The sequence below is a fragment of the Bacillus sp. FSL W8-0519 genome (assembly GCF_038005585.1).
In the GTDB taxonomy this organism is placed as follows: Bacteria; Bacillota; Bacilli; order Bacillales; family Bacillaceae_G; genus Bacillus_A; species Bacillus_A paranthracis.
Map to the genome: position 1 here is coordinate 4,598,685 of NZ_JBBOTL010000001.1, position 17,387 is coordinate 4,616,071.

The following is a 17,387-nucleotide window of genomic DNA, read 5'->3' on the forward strand; positions in this document are numbered from 1 at the left end:
TTACCTTAAAAAACATTAGACCCCTTTATTATTTCTTCTGTACTTAACAATGTAGCTTCTTGGATTGTAACATTATTATTTTTCATAAAAGACTGCACAATGTGATACCCTACAGCATAACCCGCACCGGTTGATAAGCCTACTGGTTGATAACCTTCTTTTTTGGCGAAATCATCTCCAAACATATAGCTACTTACCTCCGCAAACCCTTTCACATTAAGCCCTTCTTTTATTACGTAAATAGAGTATTCAAGGTCTTCATTGTCAATTGAAGTAACCCATGGCCCTAAAAATTCTTTACCATACAATGCGGTAGCAAAAGAATCGGCGAGTCCCTCAATAATTATATAATCAGCTACGGTTACATCTCCATGATTCCATTCAAAATAAGAGAATCGTAAATTATGATGAAATTCATGTGCAATGAGTGCCGGAAATCTTGGAACATTGTAGCTATTCGGGCGAATTATTGCTATAACATAACCAGGAATACCACCAAAACCAGTATAACTGTTTTGATTTTTTAATTTTTTTGGGTCTGCAATATACATACCAAATCTCATTTCCTCTGCACTTACTCTTAAATCATGCTCAGAAGAGAAATCTATACATTCTTTTAAAGTTTTTTCAGCAATTTTTAATGCATTCATCTTCTTCAAATCATTTAATGCTTCTTCTGCTAATTTTGTCTCGTTTATATCTAAATACCCTAGCATTCGTGTTGCCATCATGACGTCATAACCTTTTGGATCCTTAGATTTCATCGGTACATTAATTGTATTCCACATTCCTTCAAATGGTTTCATCATTGTATGCCTAAAAAAATTCTCCCTTTCTTCAGGTGATAGTGAAAGTAATATATCATATTGACTTATAGTATCTTCTATAAAAATTTTCATAAATATCCCCGTTTCATCATGTACTTATCATTAACTACGTGAGCAAGTTTAAGAGCATTTAATATACTATCTTCATCGTTGCTATTCTCTAGATGGTTTAAAGATATAAGTACACACTCTAAATCATTGTACATTTCATCAAGCTGAAGACTTGTATCTTTAATACTCAGTTCATTTAAATTTAGACTGCCGATAAATTTTAAATTTTTTCCTACTATCTTTAGATTTAGGATTTTAATTAAGTCTAATAAATCCTTTCTTGATAAATGAATTTGTCCTATATTATTTCTTTTTGGCGTAATTAAGTTCAATTCACTATAATATCGTATTGTCCTTTCTGTTAAACCTGTAACTTTCTTTACATCCCCCGTAGTAATCAGATTAATCCACCTCCTAAGAACAACTTAATCTATGACGCTACGTTATAGTCAAGCTAGTATTTAATCATGGTATATAAAAAAACATCTTCAAAATTGAAGATGTCTACTTTTGAACTATCTTAAAACGTTTTAAAAATTTTATTGTCATAATAGATTATCGCTTTACTAACAAAATTCCCAGCCAGCTCTCCAAAACTTTTAACTTTCTTCACAATTCTTTCAAAGTAATCACACTTAATCTCGCTATATTAAATAAGTAGTTATTCATATAGGGAAGGTTAGGGGAACTAAGAGCATGAAAGTAAATCGTTCGCTTCATTACATTTTTTGGCGTTGGCATTTTTATGCTGGGCTTTTTATTACGCCGCTTCTTATTACGTTGTCACTGAGCGGAATTGGGTATTTATTTCGGGAAGAGGTTGAGGATTTCATCTATAAAGATTTATATTTTGGGAAGAGTGCTCAAACAGAATCTATTTCGATGGCTGATTCTATTTCCTTAACAGAGAAAAAATATCCACATTATAGTGTGGCGAAAATTAGTGAGTTTAATGGGGATTATAATACGAGACTTACGATTGCAAATGAGTATACTGGGCAACAAAAATATGTGTATTTAGATAGTAATAATCAAATTGTTGGGGATCAAAACGCAAGTGAAACGTTTGCCAATATCATGAGGGAATTACATAGTTCTCTTTTAGTTGGTGGCACTGTCGTTAACTATACGGTAGAACTTGCGGCATGTTGGACAATCTTTTTAATTGTAACTGGGTTGTACATGAGTATACGCCAATTCAAAAATACACCGGCATCCAATAAGCGAGAAAAAGCAAAACGACGTCATTCTATTATCGGTATTATATTTACAATTCCTCTCGTTTTGTTAGTTGCATCTGGGTTGCCATGGTCAGGATTTATGGGTAACCAAATTTATAAAATTGCATCGTCAAATGAATCACTCGGATATCCAAAATTGTATATGGCACCTCCTGAATCGAAGGTAAAAGAATTGCCGTGGGCAACTAGAAAAGAAGCACCTCCTGAATCGAATTCGAATGAGCCAAAAGCAATTTCTGTCGATGAATTGCGAAACGGAATTAAAATAAAGAAACCATATGTTATTTCACTACCAGCTGATCCAAAAGGTGTGTTCACTGTTTCGAAATCGAGCGGTTCTGGTATTACAGGTATGCATGTTGCACCAAATGAAGAAATAACAGCTTATTTTGATCAATATAGCGGAGAGCTCATTTCCAAAACGGACTATCGTGATTATGGATTACTTGCGCAATGGTTCACTTACGGTATCCCGCTTCACGAAGGTCATTTATTCGGATGGCCAAATAAAATATTATGCTTACTAACGACATTATCTTTATTACTTCTTATTTATTACGGAATAAAAATGTGGTTAGCAAGAAAGCCGAAAGGAAAATTAGCAGCACCGCCAAAGCAAAGAGATAAGAAAAGCATAATCGTTTTCTTTATCATGATGGTTATACTAGGCGCTGTCATGCCTTTATTCGGACTATCTGTTTTAGCTATTTTTGTGATTGAACTTCTTATATATGTATTTTCAAAAATACGCTCATAGTAAAAAAGCATTTGTACTACCGTGTACAAATGCTTTTTTATTTACTATTTTCTTTTTTTCTATCACTTATTAAAAAGACAATATCTACTATAATAATCAATACAATAATAACTTGAGCTACATAATCCATCGTTGTAGGACCGCCGGCTTTATTCATCATCATATACATTCCAGTTACAAATGAAATGGAAAGTAGCACGAGTAATGTAACCTCAATATGGTCATATAGCTTTTGAAACAATCGCTTCATTTCTGCCACCACCTTTACCATATTATAACAAAAAACCACTCTACATGAGTGGTTTTCTTCATCACTGCGCCGTTTTCTTTCGGTACATCTTCCCGTTCCAATAGAAGAATCGTGAAGTGAGACCACCGTATTTTACAATGCGCCGTGCCATTTTGTGCATATTCTTTTGTGCTGATACTTTTTGGTCTGATAAATAAATACCAAGTAATCCTCGGCTTATGAGACGATGAAACTTCGCATGAGGCAAATCACCAATGCTCTTCTCTGCTTCTTCTACAAAATGTTTCATACGATCTAATATCACTTGCTCGTTTTCATAATAACTACAGAAATTCAAATCCCCGCCGATGCGGTCTTCTTCTTGATCAATGAAATAATCAAGTAAGATATGAAGTCCTTGTACGTAAGGAAAATATCCTTGTCTAATTTTCGCAATATCTTCATCATGTAATTCATCATGAAAGGCATATGCGACAAGACAGAAGATTCCAAGCGTAGAACCGGCACATGCTGAAAATTCAAACCAACTCATCTCCGGTAAGTTTTCTTTATGTGCTTCAAACCATGTTTGTAATCTTGGTTCTCTTTCTTCTAATTTCACATGTTTATGAATTTGCAGATCACAATAATAACAAGCAAGTTCATGAAGAATAGGAGCAATTTTGTCATAGTGCTTCGTTTTCTTTAAAACATCTTGGCATGTTTCAACAAGTTCATCTAAATAACCACCATCATCTTGATCATCACGATAGCGATAATAATTACCGCCACCTTCTACTTCAGGTGATAATGCCATTAACATAGATTCATGCAGTGCGGCAAAATCATTCGGATCAAGTGATGTACTGCGATCACATAAATTATCTAAGTAGTCACTAATCGTTTGATATGCGACGATAAAACGAATACATTCCTCACGGTGTTCATTTGCTAATAGTGCTAAAATGCCACCGCCTTCGCAATGAAACGTTTTATGCTCAATACTTGCGATTGCCTGACTATGAAGCTCATCATTCGGAATATGGTAGGCACGCTCTTTCCACATCGCTAGCTCATGGTGTACAACCGGAAACACATCACGGTATACTTTCGCCATGAGCGTTATGGGATTACTCGGTACGTTCACTTCTTCCTTCATCTCCTCTATTCAATGTACAAATAATTTACTTATTTGTTTCTATTATGTTATTGATGCGTATTTCAGTAAATGACTGAATATAATTCAAAATTTCATCACGCTCATACTCATTTAATAACTCATGATAACAATTCGGCCATTCTTTAAAAGCCTTATCACTTATTTTAACATTATTAAACCAAGTGCGGACACGTGTTTTATCTACAAGTTTATCCTCACATGCTTGCATTAGCAAGAGCGGAACATCTGGAAAATCATCTATTTTTTTATGAGCGATTTCAATAGACTTAATCAATTCACTATACCAACGTACTGATACTTTGCGCAAGAACAATGAATCGTTCTCCATCGCATCTCTCACTTCATGATTACGCGTTGACATTTCCACTGTAAGATTCGTTGCAAATTGTAACTTCGGAGCGATAATATTTAATATTTTTGAGGCAGCTTGAAGCGGTGCAGAAGGTCCAGCTAATACACCTAAACATGGCGAACTTAAAATAATGCCGTCTACATCTTCTCTCTTCGTCTCTTGCATCATACGAATGACGATAAGACCACCCATACTATGACCAAATAGAAAAATAGGTAATCGATACTTTCTTGCCTCTTTCACCCATAATTTAACTTCCTCTATGTATTCATCAAACGAATCAATATGTCCTCTATTTCTTGAAGTCGTTCCATGTGACGGAAGGTCCCCCATCACGACGTGATAGCCGATATGATTCCACATTTCCGCAACAGCTTCATAACGTCCGTGATATTCCATTGCGCCGTGCACAATAACGATGACAGCCTTTGCTTGCTCAGCTTCATAATTCCACATACGGCTCTCCTCCATTTCACTCTTTCTCATAATTTGATACACTGAAACTAGTCTCTAGGAAAGGAAGGCTTTACATGATATATCCTTACAAAGAAAAAAATCCGAAAATTGCGAGTAGTGCTTTTATCGCTGACTACGTAACCATTACTGGTGATGTGACAATTGGCGAGGAATCAAGTATTTGGTTTAATACAGTCATCCGCGGTGATGTGTCACCGACAATTATTGGAGACCGAGTAAATGTACAAGACCAATGTACACTCCACCAAAGCCCGCAATATCCTCTTATTTTAGAAGATGACGTAACAATTGGGCATCAAGTGATTTTACATAGCTGCCATATTAAGAAAGATGCTTTAATTGGAATGGGATCTATTATATTAGATGGTGCTGAAATTGGCGAAGGAGCCTTTATCGGTGCTGGAAGCCTCGTTTCACAAGGAAAGAAAATCCCGCCGAATACATTAGCTTTCGGTCGTCCAGCGAAAGTCGTTCGTGAGTTAACAGAAGAAGACCGTAAAGACATGGAGCGAATTCGCACGCAATACGTTGAAAAAGGCCAATATTATAAATCACTACAAAAATGATTTTACAGCTGCCATAATACTGGCAGTTTTTTTATATAAAATCTAACTTTTTCTTTACAAAACATTATTACTCCCTCAACAAAATCTTATTAAAATAAAAGCTAATATCTCCATATATATGTAGATGAGGGAGGAGAATTTTCATGAAGGTCAGTGGATTATATAAAATAGAATGTTACATTTTCAGAGGAATTAACCGCTACTTTGATCAAAAAACGTTAAATCTCTTTTTCAGCAATATTACTCATATCGGTGGCGCGACTTTCTCTATCGCACTCACACTGTTCTTTTTAATTTTCGCAAGTGGAACTTTGCATCAAGCTGCAATTGCAACTGCTATTTCGCTAGCAATTAGCCATATTCCTGTGCAAATATTAAAAAGATGGTATCCACGAAAACGTCCTTATTTAACAATTCAGGATGCAAAATATCCAGTCCATCCATTACAAGACCACTCTTTCCCGTCTGGTCATACAACAGCCGTTTTCTCTGTCTTTATTCCATTTATTTGCTATAATCCAAGCTTACTTATTTTCCTATTACCGTTAGCATTATGCGTCGGTATTTCTCGCATTTATTTAGGGCTTCACTATCCATCTGATGTATTCGTCGGTATGTGCCTCGGCACTTGCTCTGGCATCATCTCTTTTTATCAATTCATCCCACTTTTCACATAAAGGAGTGATATGATGAGAGTCGCCATTTTTACCGATACTTTTACGCCACAAGTGAACGGGGTTGCGAAAACGTTAGAGCGGTTAACACGATATTTTCAGAAAGAAAAAATCGCCTATTCTGTTTTCGCCCCTCAGCATACAGCTGAAGATAATTTCGTAGCGAATGTGAACAAGATGAGAAGTATCCCGTTAACAATATTATATCCAGAATGTCGCTTTTCTTTTCCTACTCCGCGCATTAAGCGAGAACTTCTTTCCTTTAAACCTGACATAATTCACATTGCTACACCTTTCAACATGGGACTTTGTGGATTGTATTATGCGAAAAAGTTAAACATCCCAGTTGTCGGTTCTTATCATACTGATTTCGATGCTTATTTGCGCTATTACAAAATCGAATTTCTCTCCAATATGCTTTGGAACTATTTAAAATGGTTTCATAGTCATATGCAAAAAAATTTTGTCCCTTCTCCTGAAACATTACATCAATTAAAACATAAAGGCTTTCAGGCCCTCTCTATTTGGGGACGGGGTGTAGATTGCACACTCTTTCATCCAGCTTACAATACAGAAGTATTCCGGAAAAAATATAATATTACAGCGAAGTATGTCCTTTCCTATGTTGGACGGATTGCTCCTGAGAAAGATATTGATACGTTGCAAAATCTTATCGTTAAATCAGCGCATACTCGAAACGATATTCATTGGCTTATAGCAGGAGACGGTCCTCTAGCAACAAGTCTTCGTGAAGCTGTTCCGAAAACAAATGTCACGTTTACTGGCTATTTACAAGGCGGGGATTTAGCTGAAGCATATGCTTGTTCTAACATGATGGTATTTCCATCAGCCACTGAAACATTCGGAAATGTTGTACTTGAATCGCTTGCATGCGGCACACCTGTCATCGGTGCAAATAGTGGCGGGGTTAAAAATATTATTACAGATGGAAAAACGGGAGTTCTTTGCCCGCCAAAAAATGAGGACGCATTTCTATCATCCATTTATTTTTTATTGCAAAATGAAGAAAAATTGGAGCAGATGGGAGTAGCAGCTTTATCTTATGCGAAATCAAAAAGCTGGGATGAGATCTTTCGTGGCTTGCTTAACGAATATGAAGAAGTCCTTCAGCATAACGAATCAGAGTTGCTTGCTTAAATAGAAAAACTCCCTTCAAAAAACGAAGGGAGTTTATTATACAATTGTAAAATTTACTTAAATAAATGATACACAAGGTGAAATATTATATTATTTCTATATTCATTATAACAAAAACAAACATAAACAAATAGACTTGTAATAAAAACCCATAAAAATTAATATATGGTTATACAGTATTTTAACTGTATAGTGATTTTAAGAATTCCCCTTAAAATCAACTTACTCACATACCTTTATACAGTAATTGTTCCCCAATTTCTGTATACAAAAAAACCTTTCATTCATTTGAAAGGTCTTTTTGAGCCTGCACATATTCTTCTTTCGTATTCACATTTATAAACCAATCCGCATTTGCTTGTATATCTTCACCAGCAATATATTTCACATTACATTGTGATAAAAGCTGACCCATACTTCTTTTTTCTTCTTGAAGCAAAGTATAAATCTTTTCTTTCACGCGGTTATGGTACGCTGCAAGTAGCGGTTGTTTCCTTCCATTAATAATAGGTACAACTGCATCATACTCATTGCTTGTTTGCTCCAGTAAAATGGTAAACCATTCATGCGAAACATTTGGCGCATCGCAAGGCATAATAGCGTACCAATCTGCTTCTATGTATTCCATTCCTGATACAATTCCAGCAAGTGGCCCGTTCCCTTTATAGTGCGGAATATCTTCGATAACAGGAACTTGTACGAGTTTCTCTACTCGCTCTTTTATATCAGAATGACTAATGACTACAACTTCTTGGAGCGTGCTTGTCATCACTTTCAAAATATGCTCAATAAACGTACTCCCTTGCCAACTCGCTAACGCTTTCGGCTCACCGAATCTACTCGACATACCACCTGCTAATACAATTCCAGCATACTTACTCATTGGCGATGCAACTCAAATGTAATATGACCTAATTCTGGTAAAATTAATTTATTCATCGCAAGGCGAACCGCTCCGCTAGATCCTGGCATCGAGAAGACTACTTTGCGCCCAATTGTGCCGCCGATCGCTCTACTTAACATTGCGCTGCTTCCGATATCTTCTAAATAACTAATCATGCGGAACAACTCACCGAATCCAACAATTTCTTTATGTAATAACGCTGATACTGCTTCAATCGTTACATCACGCTTCGTAATACCAGTACCGCCATTTGTTAACACGACATCAACATCTTCCCTATGATAACCAGCTAACACTGCTTGCTGAATACTTTCTTTATCATCTTTCACAATTTCATAAGAAGTCACTGTATGGCCTGCTTCTTTTAACAATTCATGTAATAGTTGTCCGCTCTTATCTGTCTCTTCTGTACGTGTATCGGAAATCGTTACAATCTTGCAGCGCACTTCTTTTGGCGCTTGTTTTTTATGTTCGGTTACGCTCATTTTTTCATCTTTCCTTCCTTAAAGACTTTTCTTCATTTTATCATACATATGTTTACACAATTATGTATGAAGCCAACAATACGCCATGATACAATATAAATATACTAACCCACAAAAAGGAAACTGCACTTTCTTATACTCCTTAGACTACATACCTTTAGCTACTCTTTATATTTTCTACATACATAGAATTCAATTTTAAAACTTGTACTAAAAAATAAATTGGAGGTCTACCTATTATGGAACTATACAAAAAATTAACAACAACATTCATCCTCTTATTTATCGCTTCCATCACTGTCGGCTTTTCTCTAAAAGGCGCAATTCCATACGCTACATTAGTAAGTATTATATGCGCCACGCTATTTTTATTAAGCAGTGCATTTTGTGCGGGCAAAGCACGTCAAATGAAAGGTTGATTTCACATGTTTCAAAAAAAGCCAACTGTTTGTAAATCATACCAAAAAGAAATACAAACATATGAAAAAGTATATTGAGCTAGATGGAGAAGTATATTGCAAATCATGCATTCAAATTGTAAATAAAACGAAATAAAAAAAGCTTTGCGCTCACCGCGCAAAGCTTTTTTTCATATATTATAGACCAGCTTGCTCTTTTAAAGCTGCAGCTTTGTCTGTACGTTCCCATGATAGATCTACATCAGTACGTCCGAAGTGGCCGTAAGCTGCTGTTTGTTTGTAAATTGGGCGACGTAAGTCTAGCATTTTAATAATACCAGCTGGGCGAAGATCGAAGTTGTTACGAACTAGTTCTACTAATACGTCTTCAGATACTTTACCAGTGCCGAATGTATCAACTGAAATTGATACTGGTTGTGCTACACCGATTGCGTATGCAAGTTGTACTTCTGCTTTCTCAGCAAGACCAGCTGCTACGATGTTTTTCGCAACATAACGAGCTGCATATGCTGCAGAACGGTCAACTTTCGTTGCATCTTTACCAGAGAATGCACCGCCACCGTGGCGAGCGTATCCACCGTAAGTATCAACGATGATTTTACGTCCTGTTAAACCAGCATCACCTTGTGGTCCACCAATTACGAAGCGGCCAGTTGGGTTAATGAAGAATTTTGTTTCTCCATCGATTAATTCTGCTGGTACTACAGCTTTAATTACGTGCTCTTTTAAATCGCGATCGATTTCTTCCCATGTAACATCTGGGTGATGTTGTGTAGAAATTACGATAGTATCAACACGTACTGGTTTACCATTTTCATCATACTCAACTGTAACTTGCGTTTTTCCATCCGGACGTAGGTATGATAATGTATCATTTTTACGTACTTCAGTTAAACGGCGAGCTAATTTGTGAGCAAGCGAGATTGGAAGTGGCATTAACTCTTGTGTTTCATTACATGCGAAACCAAACATTAAACCTTGGTCTCCTGCACCAATTGCCTCAATCTCAGCGTCAGTCATTTGACCTTCGCGTGCTTCTAGCGCTTGGTCAACACCCATAGCGATGTCAGCAGATTGCTCATCGATAGATGTTAAAACTGCACAAGTTTCTGCATCGAATCCATATTTTGCGCGTGTGTAACCAATGCCTTGAATTGTTTCACGAACGATTTTTGGAATATCTACGTAAGTAGAAGTCGTAATTTCCCCCGCTACCAATACTAAACCAGTTGTTACAGTTGTTTCACAAGCTACACGTGCATTTGCGTCTTTTGATAAGATCGCATCTAAAATTGAATCAGAAATTTGGTCACAAATTTTATCTGGATGTCCTTCAGTTACAGACTCAGATGTGAACAGATGACGTTTTTTTGTCATGTGGTAAACCTCCCTACAGTAATTGTATATATTGTACGGAACTCATCCTTAATTTGCCACAGATTGCGACATACATTTATTCTCCCACACAAGCATACAGAAAAACCTTTCCTACATAATAGAGAGGAAAGGTTTAATTTGCTACTTGCATACTGCTTTTTGCCCTTCGCTCTTATCGTTCGAGACCTGTAGCCTCGCACAGGTTTTAGCACCTATTCACTTGTGTTTACCAATACAAGTGAGGTTGCTGGGCTTCATCGGGCCTGTCCCTCCGCCAGCTCGGGATAAGAGAGTATCCGTCCCAACCTATACTAAAGAAATGATATTCATTTGTCAATTAATATTCACATTTTCGTGAAAGTTTTTCTCAATGCGCCTAAAATGAAATATTAATAAGGAAATAATGTATTCACACAAACAAAAAGAAATAAATAGTATACATTATTTATATAATTGTGTTATACTCTTGTTGGGGATTACGAGAAATATTTCATTAAATGAAAAGGATGGTATATAAATATGAGTACTGTGAATGTCCAAATTGGTTTACACGAATTATTGAACGGAAGCAATGCACAGATTCAACTAAGTGTTCCGCAATTAGTGGAAAAAGTATTAATGCGAAATGAAGGGAAATTAACTTCGACTGGTGCCGTTTCTGCTTCAACTGGAAAATATACAGGACGTTCTCCTAAAGATAAATTTATTGTGAAAGAAGCATCGGTTGCTGACAAAATTGCTTGGGGAGCAGTGAACCAACCGATTTCTGAAGAACATTTTAATAAATTATATACGAAAGTTTTAGAATACTTAAAAGAGAAAGAAGAGTTATTCGTCTTCAAAGGATTTGCAGGCGCTGACCGCAATTACCGCCTACCAATTCAAGTTATTAATGAATATGCATGGCACAATTTATTTGTACATCAACTATTCATTCGTCCAACTGAAGAAGAATTAACAACTCATGAATCAGAGTTCACAATTGTTTCTGCACCGAATTTCAAAGCTGATCCAGCTGTTGACGGTACAAACTCTGAAGCATTCATTATGGTTTCATTCGAAAAACGTATCGTACTAATTGGTGGTACAGAATACGCTGGAGAAATGAAAAAATCAATCTTCTCTATTATGAACTTCTTATTACCTGAACAAGATATCCTTTCTATGCATTGCTCTGCAAACGTAGGTGAAGAAGGCGATGTAGCATTATTCTTCGGTTTATCTGGAACAGGTAAAACAACATTATCTGCTGATCCAAACCGTAAATTAATCGGTGATGATGAGCACGGTTGGTCTGATAACGGTGTATTCAATATTGAAGGCGGTTGCTACGCGAAATGTGTAAACCTTTCTCACGAGAAAGAACCACAAATTTTCGATGCAATCACATTTGGATCTGTTTTAGAAAACGTTATCATTAATGACCAAACGCGTATCGCAGACTATAACGATACTACTTTAACAGAAAATACTCGTGCTGCATACCCTATGCATGCGATTGACAATATCGTACTGCCAAGTGTTGCAGGACACCCAAATACAATTATCTTCTTAACTGCTGATGCATCTGGCGTATTGCCTCCAATCAGTAAGTTATCAAAAGAACAAGCTATGTATCACTTCTTAAGTGGTTACACTAGTAAACTAGCAGGAACAGAGCGCGGTGTTACATCTCCGCAAGCAACATTCTCAACTTGCTTCGGTTCACCATTCTTACCACTTGATGCATCTCGCTATGCTGAAATGCTTGGTGAAAAAATTGAGAAACACGATGCGAAAGTATTCTTAGTAAACACTGGCTGGACTGGTGGCGAATACGGCGTTGGTAAACGTATGAACTTAGGTTACACTCGTGCAATGATTCAAGCAGCATTAAGCGGTGAACTTGCGAAAACTGAAACAGCTAAACATGACATCTTCGGTCTTGAAGTTCCACTTCACGTACCAGGTGTACCTGACGAAGTGTTAATGCCTGAACAAACTTGGGCTGATAAAGCTGCTTATAAAGCAAAAGCAATCGAACTTGCAAATGAATTCAAAGCTAACTTCAAAAAGTTCGACAGCGTATCTGAAGACATTATTAACTTAGGCGGCCCAATCGCTTAAGCGCAAACTTTCTGTTGGAATAACCCTTTACTCATATGAATAAGTGTCGTGTAACCGTAAAGTTTCGCGTACTCACCGACAAAACCCAATGCGGCTTAACGGTTACACACACTTACATAAAAAAGAAGCTTACGTTTTTTACGTAAGCTTCTTTCTATATCTTATATAAAGTAAAACGTTACTCTCTTCATCTGTGACTTCGTTTGTTAATTCACAGAATTTTCACTTTATATTTACTTATTTTTAGTTTTTCATGATATAATTTACATATATAGGAAGGGGTGAAACCTATGAAAAATTTTTCTCGTACAGGAAAAATTTTATTCAGTTATGGAGCGATTCAAATGTTTTGGGGACTTGTAATGCTTAACGTTAATTTATTTGAGCATACAAGTGAAACGATAAAATATATTATTCTAATTACCGGAATAGTTTTTTGTATTATATCCAACTTTTTTAAAGAACATAAAAGTCATACTAATACGTAATTTCATGTTAACTTATCGGAAGCAAAAACCTGTATTTTATGCAATGTTTCGCTTCCTGTTGTACTATTCATCGCTGGATTCCTTATTCTAGGGTAAATTCATTTTCACACATACAACTTACGGATTCGAACATATAAATTACATCCCTCTAGTTTCACAACGTATGGAGCTAAAAAAGGATTTAAACGCTTCTATCCCTCGCTAGATCCTCTATTCCATCTAAAAAGAGGCTCTTTATCTTTTTGTTAGTTCCTTTTCATCTTTCATACTATAATAACCTAAGTTCACAACGATTAAAAAATAACCGCCCATAATCCCTACTGCAAATGCCCACATTACCATATGGTGCTCAATTTCGTACATAATAATAGCGCCTAAAATAGCAGCCGCAAAACGATTAAACATACCGAGCGTCGGCGCTTTCGTTTTCTTTACGATACTATCTCCAAGCTTCTCAATTCGTCTCCCTAAAAGCCAAACGCAATACATACTTACGATAAGTCCAATTCCTGCACCTAAAAAATGTGCTGAAAACGGCGTTACCATCCAGCCTAGTAAAAGAATACCTAGTATATAATACGATTGAATTTTAAACGACCTTAATGACATACTAATCATGATGTTCTCCTCTTCAGTAATTTTTATCTATCCAACAATAAATTTTTTCAAGTCTATACTACTTACATTCATTTCACTCAAATTAAAAACAACATAAACGGTATGTTTATGTTGTTTAAATATTTTTAGAAAATAATATTATACAAGATTTCAAAGATCATCCCCCCATAATTTGTGACGTTTTTTCAAACATTTTTCGTCCATTTATGAAAAAATTGATATCAATCTATGAACATACGGATATGATGTAATAAGTACACAAATAAAGGGGGCGTCTAATGATTTATTTTTTAATGGCTCTCATTCACCTTATTATCCCTGCACTTATTGGACTTTCATTATATTGGTACACGAAAAACCATAGTATTTTCTACGCTGTCCTCGGTGTCCTTCTTCCGGGTATTATTCTTATTACACTCTTCCGTATTCCATTTTTAAACTTAATTCCACTTATTACTGCGATCTTATTTCTCATCTTCTTACCAAAAATAAAAAAATAGGAAAGCAGATCATAGGTGATCTGTTTTCCTATTTTGATATAGGTTCCCCCGCAGTAGAATGCACTTTTACTTTCTCCGATTTCACAAACCATAAACCGAAGAAAATAATAATTCCACCGATTATTTGTTGAAACGATACGTATTCATTTGCCCATACAGCTGCAAATAAAACAGCTACAAGTGGCGTTATATACATATATACCATCGTATGTGATGCTCCAATTTTTTGAACACCAACATACCACATTACTAAACCAAATACTGTTACAAAGAAAATAGAATATAGTAAAGCGAATAGTGTTATTCCATGTGTAATATGAAATGGCATTATAAATACGTATGGTCCACTTAAAAGCAAGAGTGGAATCGCGCCAACTAGTGCTGACCATGCGGTAACACGTAGCGCTGAATATTTTTTAATTAATGGACCAGCTAAAACAGGATAAAGCCCCCAACATATTGATGTAATGAGTCCAATCCCATTCCCGTAAAAAGAACTAGCCAGTGAATGCCCTGCTACTAAAACTAAGGCTGCACCACAAAAGGCAATAATCGAACCGATAAGCTTTCGAGAAGAAAACTTTTCTTGTTTTAAGATAATCGCAAATACAGTTGTAAAAATAGGTGAAATAGAAATGAGTAAAGAGGCATTTGTAGCGGATGTATATTTAACAGTTTCCATAAATAACGTTTGATACAGTACAATACCTACAACGCTAACGATGATTAATCTAGGTATATCTTTTCTCTCCATATAAACCGACTTTTCAATAAAAAATGTAAGGAGTAACATAAGTGGTGCCGCCGATATCATCCGAAGTGCAGTAAACTCAATTGCTGTAAATTCTAAAAGTCCATATTTCGCAATCGTAAAATTAATCCCCCAAATAATAACGACTGCTAAAATTAATAACTCAATTCCCCATCTTCTCATGCGTATCCCCTCCGCAAATAAAATTATACAGAAAATTCAATCATATGTACATTTCATTATGTGAAAAAATCTTTTTATTGTATGAAACGTTTTGGGGCATGAAATTATATCAGCGATTTTCTGAATATATCAGCGCAACTCTGATTATATCGGCGATTTTCAAAATATATCGGCGCTACTCGAATTATATCAGCGATTTTTTAAATATATCGACTTATCAACAAAAAACGACAAGAATAGCGACTTATACAATAAAAAAGGTGGTTCCAAAATACGTTTTGGAACCACCTTTTCTTTACTACACTCGAACGTGTAACTTCATATTTGGATTATAAAATTGGCTCGGGCTCTTCAGCTGAAACGTCCCTCCACCTTCATGCCAATCAACTGTTAATTTATCATCCATAAATACAAGCTTTGTGCGATCTGCGATAAAATTCATTGTGCTAGATTCGATATCCACATCGCGCTCATCTTTTTCTGCTACAGCTACTAAATCGATAATTCCGCTCATTACACAACCGCAACCTTCATTATCGTAAAATAACTTTATATATTTCGCTTCATTTGGAATCGTATCCATAATCTTTTTATATGCTGCTTCTGTTACAGTAACGTACATACTCTAATCTTCATCCTCTCTTCTCGTATCCTTCATATATTGTACCACCATTTTTCTTTAAAAATATATACAGAAAATTACGAACAATATACAATGTATGTAGTAAAGGAGGTTGTATCACTCATGCTCAAATTACTGCGATACCCCATCTTCCTAGGTCTACTCGGTAGCTTTTTTATTTCTAGCGGTATGATATTACAACATATACTTCCTTATTCTCCTTCTATTGGTTGGATTTTAGGTTTTATTTGTTTCCTAACCGCTTCTTATTTCGCTGTGAAGAACAAAAACATCTAATTAGTTCAAGGAGGATAACATAACATGCCAGCTTTAAAAGAAATAGAACAATCACTCAATCATTTGTTCCAAATTGAAAAATATGGAAAAGATAGTGCCTTTAGTCGATTTATCCCATCTGTATATGATCCTATCCACTTTCCGTGGCAACAATTTTTCGAAACCAATTTTGTAGAGCTATTTAACGGTCTTATGATACGAGGAGCTGAAACTGTAAATAAAGTATTTTTAGCTGTTTTTCCTACAAATGACGTTCTTGAAACATTCATTTCACAGTCCACATCTGGTGATTTACTTTTTCTGCACCACCCACTTGTAATGGAATGCGGTGATCCGCTTGGAAAATCAGATCGTGGTTTTATTCCAATACCTGAAAAATATTTGCAAGCAATAAAAGAAAAACAACTTTCTATATATACATGTCACGGACCAATGGATATTCATCAAACGCATGGAACGAGCATTTCAATTGCAAAATCTTTACATGCTCATGTAGTTGACGGCTTTGCATATGAAGGTCCAGAACAAGAGCCAGTTGGCCTTATTTGTGAAATAGATGAAACATCCACAGAAGCACTCCAAAAGCGTCTAAAAAATCTCTTCCATATTCCTTATACAGACTTCGAAGGTAAACAACATGATTCTATCAAAAAAATTGCAATTATTGCAGGATGTGGTGATGTCGTGTCTCTCATGAAAGAAGCAGAAGCAAAAGGTGCTGAAGCATATATTACTGGGGAAATCCATTGCCATATCGACAATGATTACGGTAAACAGAAATACTCGCTCATTATGGATTACGTAAAAGAAACGAATATGTCACTCATCGGTGTATCACACTCTGCCTCTGAATATTTAGTGAAAGAAACATTGATGTATAATTGGTTTAAAGAAAATTTTGAAGTGGATGTTACTTTGATTCCACAGGAAAAATGGTGGTTATAGTATATAAAAGATATATCCATTTCAATTCTAAAAAAATCAATAACAGACAAATTCACTATATATTATCACTATAAAAATACCCATATCTTAGATTCGTAATTAGATATAATGCACCAATAGTGTAAACACTTCCGGATTTTTATTCACAAAAAAGGGAAATCACTCTCAAATAAATGATTT

Annotated in this window: 20 protein-coding genes and 1 riboswitch; of the genes, 9 read left to right on the plus strand and 11 right to left on the minus strand. The window is 35.8% G+C overall.

What is annotated here, in order from left to right:
- Positions 1–5: 5 nt before the first annotated feature.
- Together NST14_RS24160 and NST14_RS24165 are read right to left on the minus strand one after the other, a co-directional pair.
- Positions 6–899: a DUF2268 domain-containing protein gene (locus NST14_RS24160; protein ID WP_000688526.1), complete on the minus strand. Its 894-nt coding sequence runs from the start codon at positions 897–899 to the stop codon at positions 6–8.
- Positions 896–1,285, minus strand: coding sequence for a MerR family transcriptional regulator (locus tag NST14_RS24165; protein ID WP_306299033.1), 390 nt, complete (start codon positions 1,283–1,285; stop codon positions 896–898). Before NST14_RS24165 ends, NST14_RS24160 begins: the two co-directional genes overlap by 4 nt.
- A 289-nt stretch (positions 1,286–1,574) precedes the next feature.
- On the opposite strand from NST14_RS24165, the gene NST14_RS24170 reads away from it, so the two are divergent.
- Positions 1,575–2,876: a PepSY-associated TM helix domain-containing protein gene (locus NST14_RS24170; RefSeq protein ID WP_000867806.1), complete on the plus strand. Its 1,302-nt coding sequence runs from the start codon at positions 1,575–1,577 to the stop codon at positions 2,874–2,876.
- A 37-nt stretch (positions 2,877–2,913) separates the two neighbouring features.
- Here NST14_RS24170 and NST14_RS24175 read toward each other — a convergent pair whose 3' ends face one another.
- Genes NST14_RS24175 through NST14_RS24185 form a run of 3 tightly spaced genes read right to left on the minus strand, consistent with a single transcriptional unit; the run spans position 2,914 to position 5,093 of the window.
- On the minus strand, positions 2,914–3,147 hold the full coding sequence (locus NST14_RS24175) for a hypothetical protein (RefSeq protein WP_117611438.1): 234 nt from the start codon (positions 3,145–3,147) through the stop codon (positions 2,914–2,916).
- A 40-nt stretch (positions 3,148–3,187) separates the two neighbouring features.
- The gene (locus NST14_RS24180) at positions 3,188–4,252 is read right to left on the minus strand and encodes a tetraprenyl-beta-curcumene synthase family protein (RefSeq protein WP_001102457.1); all 1,065 of its coding nucleotides are present in this window, start codon (positions 4,250–4,252) and stop codon (positions 3,188–3,190) included.
- A 37-nt stretch (positions 4,253–4,289) separates the two neighbouring features.
- Entirely contained in the window at positions 4,290–5,093 is an 804-nt protein-coding gene (locus NST14_RS24185) for an alpha/beta hydrolase (RefSeq protein ID WP_000267442.1), read from the minus strand.
- Between the two features lie 74 nt (positions 5,094–5,167).
- On the opposite strand from NST14_RS24185, the gene NST14_RS24190 reads away from it, so the two are divergent.
- From NST14_RS24190 to NST14_RS24200, 3 genes are all read left to right on the plus strand, one after another.
- Positions 5,168–5,680: a gamma carbonic anhydrase gene (locus NST14_RS24190; protein ID WP_000640211.1), complete on the plus strand. Its 513-nt coding sequence runs from the start codon at positions 5,168–5,170 to the stop codon at positions 5,678–5,680.
- A gap of 143 nt (positions 5,681–5,823) precedes the next feature.
- On the plus strand, positions 5,824–6,357 hold the full coding sequence (locus tag NST14_RS24195) for a phosphatase PAP2 family protein (protein ID WP_000868600.1): 534 nt from the start codon (positions 5,824–5,826) through the stop codon (positions 6,355–6,357).
- A gap of 12 nt (positions 6,358–6,369) precedes the next feature.
- Complete coding sequence (locus tag NST14_RS24200; protein WP_001261612.1) at positions 6,370–7,512, plus strand: glycosyltransferase family 4 protein; 1,143 nt, start codon at positions 6,370–6,372, stop codon at positions 7,510–7,512.
- Between the two features lie 280 nt (positions 7,513–7,792).
- Here NST14_RS24200 and NST14_RS24205 read toward each other — a convergent pair whose 3' ends face one another.
- Both NST14_RS24205 and NST14_RS24210 read right to left on the minus strand, forming a co-directional pair.
- Complete coding sequence (locus tag NST14_RS24205) at positions 7,793–8,395, minus strand: molybdenum cofactor guanylyltransferase (RefSeq protein ID WP_000049606.1); 603 nt, start codon at positions 8,393–8,395, stop codon at positions 7,793–7,795.
- Positions 8,392–8,901, minus strand: a complete 510-nt coding sequence (locus NST14_RS24210; RefSeq protein ID WP_000117134.1) for a MogA/MoaB family molybdenum cofactor biosynthesis protein — start codon at positions 8,899–8,901, stop codon at positions 8,392–8,394. The genes NST14_RS24205 and NST14_RS24210 overlap by 4 nt, the downstream gene beginning before the upstream one ends.
- 239 nt (positions 8,902–9,140) lie before the next feature.
- On the opposite strand from NST14_RS24210, the gene NST14_RS24215 reads away from it, so the two are divergent.
- A complete protein-coding gene (locus tag NST14_RS24215) occupies positions 9,141–9,320 on the plus strand; it encodes a hypothetical protein (protein ID WP_000424795.1) in 180 nt (59 codons plus the stop codon).
- A gap of 177 nt (positions 9,321–9,497) precedes the next feature.
- Here the strand turns inward: NST14_RS24215 and metK are convergent, their stop codons facing one another.
- The gene (gene metK / locus NST14_RS24220; protein WP_000163125.1) at positions 9,498–10,697 is read right to left on the minus strand and encodes a methionine adenosyltransferase; all 1,200 of its coding nucleotides are present in this window, start codon (positions 10,695–10,697) and stop codon (positions 9,498–9,500) included.
- A gap of 169 nt (positions 10,698–10,866) precedes the next feature.
- Positions 10,867–10,988: riboswitch (SAM riboswitch) on the minus strand.
- Between the two features lie 228 nt (positions 10,989–11,216).
- Between metK and pckA the strand changes: the two genes are divergently transcribed.
- Positions 11,217–12,803, plus strand: coding sequence for a phosphoenolpyruvate carboxykinase (ATP) (gene pckA / locus NST14_RS24225; protein WP_000108804.1), 1,587 nt, complete (start codon positions 11,217–11,219; stop codon positions 12,801–12,803).
- 290 nt (positions 12,804–13,093) lie between these two features.
- Positions 13,094–13,291, plus strand: a complete 198-nt coding sequence (locus NST14_RS24230; RefSeq protein WP_000788116.1) for a hypothetical protein — start codon at positions 13,094–13,096, stop codon at positions 13,289–13,291.
- Positions 13,292–13,525: 234 nt separating this feature from the next.
- Here the strand turns inward: NST14_RS24230 and NST14_RS24235 are convergent, their stop codons facing one another.
- Positions 13,526–13,909, minus strand: a complete 384-nt coding sequence (locus tag NST14_RS24235; protein WP_000624930.1) for an ATP synthase subunit I — start codon at positions 13,907–13,909, stop codon at positions 13,526–13,528.
- A 278-nt stretch (positions 13,910–14,187) separates the two neighbouring features.
- Between NST14_RS24235 and NST14_RS24240 the strand changes: the two genes are divergently transcribed.
- Positions 14,188–14,409, plus strand: coding sequence for a hypothetical protein (locus NST14_RS24240; RefSeq protein WP_000639042.1), 222 nt, complete (start codon positions 14,188–14,190; stop codon positions 14,407–14,409).
- A 28-nt stretch (positions 14,410–14,437) separates the two neighbouring features.
- Here the strand turns inward: NST14_RS24240 and NST14_RS24245 are convergent, their stop codons facing one another.
- Both NST14_RS24245 and NST14_RS24250 read right to left on the minus strand, forming a co-directional pair.
- On the minus strand, positions 14,438–15,343 hold the full coding sequence (locus NST14_RS24245) for a DMT family transporter (protein WP_001255398.1): 906 nt from the start codon (positions 15,341–15,343) through the stop codon (positions 14,438–14,440).
- Positions 15,344–15,641: 298 nt separating this feature from the next.
- A complete protein-coding gene (locus NST14_RS24250; protein WP_000289565.1) occupies positions 15,642–15,965 on the minus strand; it encodes an iron-sulfur cluster biosynthesis family protein in 324 nt (107 codons plus the stop codon).
- Between the two features lie 321 nt (positions 15,966–16,286).
- Here NST14_RS24250 and NST14_RS24255 point away from each other — a divergent pair, with 321 nt between their 5' ends.
- A complete protein-coding gene (locus NST14_RS24255; RefSeq protein ID WP_001111103.1) occupies positions 16,287–17,207 on the plus strand; it encodes a Nif3-like dinuclear metal center hexameric protein in 921 nt (306 codons plus the stop codon).
- Positions 17,208–17,387: the final 180 nt, after the last annotated feature.

Bases quoted from the DNA above. Each gene is read 5' to 3' on its own strand.
- NST14_RS24160 (WP_000688526.1), bottom strand. From the start codon at position 899: ATGAAAATTTTTATAGAAGATACTATAAGTCAATATGATATATTACTT.
- NST14_RS24170 (WP_000867806.1), top strand. From the start codon at position 1,575: ATGAAAGTAAATCGTTCGCTTCATTACATTTTTTGGCGTTGGCATTTT.
- NST14_RS24175 (WP_117611438.1), bottom strand. From the start codon at position 3,147: ATGGTAAAGGTGGTGGCAGAAATGAAGCGATTGTTTCAAAAGCTATAT.
- NST14_RS24185 (WP_000267442.1), bottom strand. From the start codon at position 5,093: ATGTGGAATTATGAAGCTGAGCAAGCAAAGGCTGTCATCGTTATTGTG.
- NST14_RS24190 (WP_000640211.1), top strand. From the start codon at position 5,168: ATGATATATCCTTACAAAGAAAAAAATCCGAAAATTGCGAGTAGTGCT.
- NST14_RS24195 (WP_000868600.1), top strand. From the start codon at position 5,824: ATGAAGGTCAGTGGATTATATAAAATAGAATGTTACATTTTCAGAGGA.
- NST14_RS24200 (WP_001261612.1), top strand. From the start codon at position 6,370: ATGAGAGTCGCCATTTTTACCGATACTTTTACGCCACAAGTGAACGGG.
- NST14_RS24205 (WP_000049606.1), bottom strand. From the start codon at position 8,395: ATGAGTAAGTATGCTGGAATTGTATTAGCAGGTGGTATGTCGAGTAGA.
- NST14_RS24210 (WP_000117134.1), bottom strand. From the start codon at position 8,901: ATGAGCGTAACCGAACATAAAAAACAAGCGCCAAAAGAAGTGCGCTGC.
- NST14_RS24215 (WP_000424795.1), top strand. From the start codon at position 9,141: ATGGAACTATACAAAAAATTAACAACAACATTCATCCTCTTATTTATC.
- metK (WP_000163125.1), bottom strand. From the start codon at position 10,697: ATGACAAAAAAACGTCATCTGTTCACATCTGAGTCTGTAACTGAAGGA.
- pckA (WP_000108804.1), top strand. From the start codon at position 11,217: ATGAGTACTGTGAATGTCCAAATTGGTTTACACGAATTATTGAACGGA.
- NST14_RS24230 (WP_000788116.1), top strand. From the start codon at position 13,094: ATGAAAAATTTTTCTCGTACAGGAAAAATTTTATTCAGTTATGGAGCG.
- NST14_RS24235 (WP_000624930.1), bottom strand. From the start codon at position 13,909: ATGATTAGTATGTCATTAAGGTCGTTTAAAATTCAATCGTATTATATA.
- NST14_RS24240 (WP_000639042.1), top strand. From the start codon at position 14,188: ATGATTTATTTTTTAATGGCTCTCATTCACCTTATTATCCCTGCACTT.
- NST14_RS24245 (WP_001255398.1), bottom strand. From the start codon at position 15,343: ATGAGAAGATGGGGAATTGAGTTATTAATTTTAGCAGTCGTTATTATT.
- NST14_RS24250 (WP_000289565.1), bottom strand. From the start codon at position 15,965: ATGTACGTTACTGTAACAGAAGCAGCATATAAAAAGATTATGGATACG.
- NST14_RS24255 (WP_001111103.1), top strand. From the start codon at position 16,287: ATGCCAGCTTTAAAAGAAATAGAACAATCACTCAATCATTTGTTCCAA.